General features: G+C 62.7%; 4 protein-coding genes. 2 read left to right on the top strand and 2 right to left on the bottom strand.

Translation table 11 applies throughout. From position 1 onward, the window contains the following. Together WAW17_RS20085 and WAW17_RS20080 are read left to right on the top strand one after the other, a co-directional pair. Positions 1-508, top strand: a 508-nt coding sequence (locus WAW17_RS20085; protein WP_422334678.1) for a response regulator transcription factor, incomplete at its 5' end; no start/stop codon positions are given. A 150-nt stretch (positions 509-658) separates the two neighbouring features. Continuing rightward, positions 659-1,702: a LuxR C-terminal-related transcriptional regulator gene (locus WAW17_RS20080; RefSeq protein ID WP_422334677.1), complete on the top strand. Its 1,044-nt coding sequence runs from the start codon at positions 659-661 to the stop codon at positions 1,700-1,702. A 1-nt stretch (position 1,703) separates the two neighbouring features. On the opposite strand, the gene WAW17_RS20075 is transcribed toward WAW17_RS20080, so the two are convergent. Both WAW17_RS20075 and WAW17_RS20070 read right to left on the bottom strand, forming a co-directional pair. Then, positions 1,704-2,024, bottom strand: a complete 321-nt coding sequence (locus WAW17_RS20075; RefSeq protein ID WP_422334676.1) for a 2Fe-2S iron-sulfur cluster-binding protein — start codon at positions 2,022-2,024, stop codon at positions 1,704-1,706. 315 nt (positions 2,025-2,339) lie between these two features. Next, positions 2,340-2,654: AMP-binding enzyme (locus WAW17_RS20070; protein WP_422334675.1), on the bottom strand; the 315-nt coding region annotated here is incomplete at its 5' end.

Genomic DNA, 2,654 nt, shown 5'->3' with positions numbered 1-2,654 from the left:
CGCCGCACCCATCGTGTCCAGGGGCAGGGTAATCGGGCTCATTCACGCTGATCGTCCCGGCGTGCAGGACCCGCTCGATCCGGACGACCGCGACAGACTGGACGCGTTCGCGACGTTCTTCGCTCTCGTGTACGAGCAAGCGGTGTTACGGGAACGCATCAGCACGCAGAGGTCGCGGCTCGCGGCGTCCTTCGACGCCACCGACACGCTGCTCGAACGCATCCAGAAGGCGGAGCTGGGCCTGCGTCCCCAGCCGGATGCGCATCCTCACAGCCCTCGGCACACCGTCGACGAGATATCCGCGGTGGAGGTCAACGCGGTGTTGACGTTCCGTGAGCGCGAGATCCTCTCCCATATCGCGACCGGAGCCACCAACAATCAGATCGCGCAAACACTGGTGATCTCCGAGGGAACCGTGAAGTCACACGTCAAGCACATTCTCAGGAAACTGCGCGTGCCGACCCGGGCGGCAGCTGCGGTGCTCTATTCCCACCAGAACCGACGATGACGGACACCGAAGCCGTGAACAACGGCCAATCCCCGATGCAGAGCTCCGTGCGGTCGCGAGGCGACGTCGAAGTCATGAAGACAGCCGTGTCGCTGCTCGGTCGCCTGCGCAACGACTTCGGTCTCGGACCCGAGGAGCCAGACGCGGAAGGTGTCACCGGGCCTCGTGCTCGCCCTGCTCGACGAGGCGACGGAAGCCGGGCTACGTGGACTGCCGACGATCGCGGCGGACAGAAAGGTGCCCTTCGGGCGGCTCCTCGTCGAGATCAGAGATGTACACCACCGTCTGCAGGCGTCACCGTCGTCGTCTGCGGTCGTCGGTACCGCCGACTTCGCAGGGGCCGTTCGACGTCTTCGTGGTGCCGAAACGGTGGCCGGGTTGTCCAGAAGCGTGTGCGCCGAGGTCGCCGCGATGACCGGCCTCGCCCGTGTGCTGATTTCGGAGGTACACGGTGATGCCTGGACGATCGTGGAGACGCAGTTCGAAAAGGGGGCTGCGCCTGACGTCGGTTCACTTGCGACGACGCCGATAGTGCCCGGATCGCCGGAGGAACAGGCCGTCCAGAATCGCACCGCAGTTCTCGTGCAGCCGGATCGGCTGTCTTCGACGGGGAACTCCACAACCATCCCAGGTGCCTTGATCTTCGGTACCGGAGGGTATGCCGTGGCCCCGATCGCCGTCTCCACTGGGGTCATCGGTTTGATTCACGCATGTCGCGTCGACGATCGAAAGCCGAGTACCGCAGACCGAGACCTGCTCGACGCTTTCGCCGCCGGCTTCGGGACTCTCTTCGAACGAGCACTGGTGTCCGAACGACTGACCGAACAGAAGCGGCTGATCGTCGAACGCCTGCAACAGGAAAGTCGCGAAGCGGAAAGGCTATCGAATGCAGAAGTCGCCTTCGGGAACGCGCGTGGCGACGGTGCCGCGTCGTTGTCACCGGCTCCCCTGCCCTCGAACTGCAACGCGTCAGGCCTGGAGGAACTCACCGGGCGTGAGCGCGAAGTGTTCCAGCTCCTGGCGGCGGGAAAATCCAACACGGAAATCGCGGATGTACTCGTGATCAGCGTCTTCACCGTGAAATCGCATGTCAAGAAGATCCTGCGAAAGCTGGGAGCGATGAACCGGTCCGAGGCGATCTACCGATACCTGGAGATGACCAAGTCCGACGACTCCTCCGGCCGCACCACCTGAATCAACCGTTGGTGTCGGGTACGACGACCCGGAGTCCGTCACACCGACCGTTGACGATCAACTGGCACGACAGCCGTGAGTGTGGCTGCACCCCTTCGAGAAACTCGAGCAGATCACGCTCCTCTTCGGTGGCCTCGTCGAACAGCTCCTGGGAGTCCTCATCGAGAATGACATGACACGTTGCGCACGAGCAACTTCCCCCGCACTCGGCGACGATTCCCGGAAGGTTGTGGCGGACCGAACCGTCCATGATGCTCTGGCCGGGCGGGACGTCAATCGTCGACTCGCTTCCATCGGGCAGTACGTAGGTGATCTTGCTCATTCCGCTTCCTTCTACATCAATGGGGTTCCATTCGGACGGGCAGATTCTCGAGGCCGCCGGGTGCAGCTTGGTGAAGTTTCCGACGAGGTGTTCGAAGGTCGTCATATTCTCTGCTCGCAGATCCGGACTACTCGTGTGATCCAAGTCTTTCCTCTGCCGGCGGGCGAAACGTCACCTTGACGAGAGATATTCGTACGCCCTTGGAGCGAGGTCCTTCGCGGGGGAGCGGGCGCGGCCGGGACGAACGAAACAAGTTCTGCCGCAACATCGGTGCGGCAGAACTTGTTCGCGGGTACCTGGCAGTGCCGGGCGGTTCTAGTTGTTGTCGGTCAGTTCGGCGGCTTGCTTGCGGAGCAAGAACTTTTGGATCTTTCCGGTGGCGGTGGTGGGTAGTTGATCGACGACGACCAGCTTCTCGGGGATCTTCTGCATCATGGCCTTGCGTTCGTTCCGTAAGAAGTCGGCCAGTTCGTCCAGGGACGGTGCGGGACCGTTCACCACGATGAAGGCGCAGACCTTCTCGCCGAGACGGTCGTCGGGCATCGATACGGCTGCTGCCCCGATGATCTGCGGGTGCGCGAGGAGGTGTTCTTCCACTTCCCGGGCCGAGATGTTCATCCCGCCCCGGAT

Source organism: Rhodococcus sp. (in: high G+C Gram-positive bacteria) (assembly GCF_049286785.1).
In the GTDB taxonomy this organism is placed as follows: Bacteria; Actinomycetota; Actinomycetes; order Mycobacteriales; family Mycobacteriaceae; genus Rhodococcus_F.
Note: the sequence above shows the minus strand (reverse complement) of the source record. Positions and strands in the feature narration are given on the sequence as shown.

Bases quoted from the DNA above. Each gene is read 5' to 3' on its own strand.
- WAW17_RS20075 (WP_422334676.1), bottom strand. From the start codon at position 2,024: ATGAGCAAGATCACCTACGTACTGCCCGATGGAAGCGAGTCGACGATT.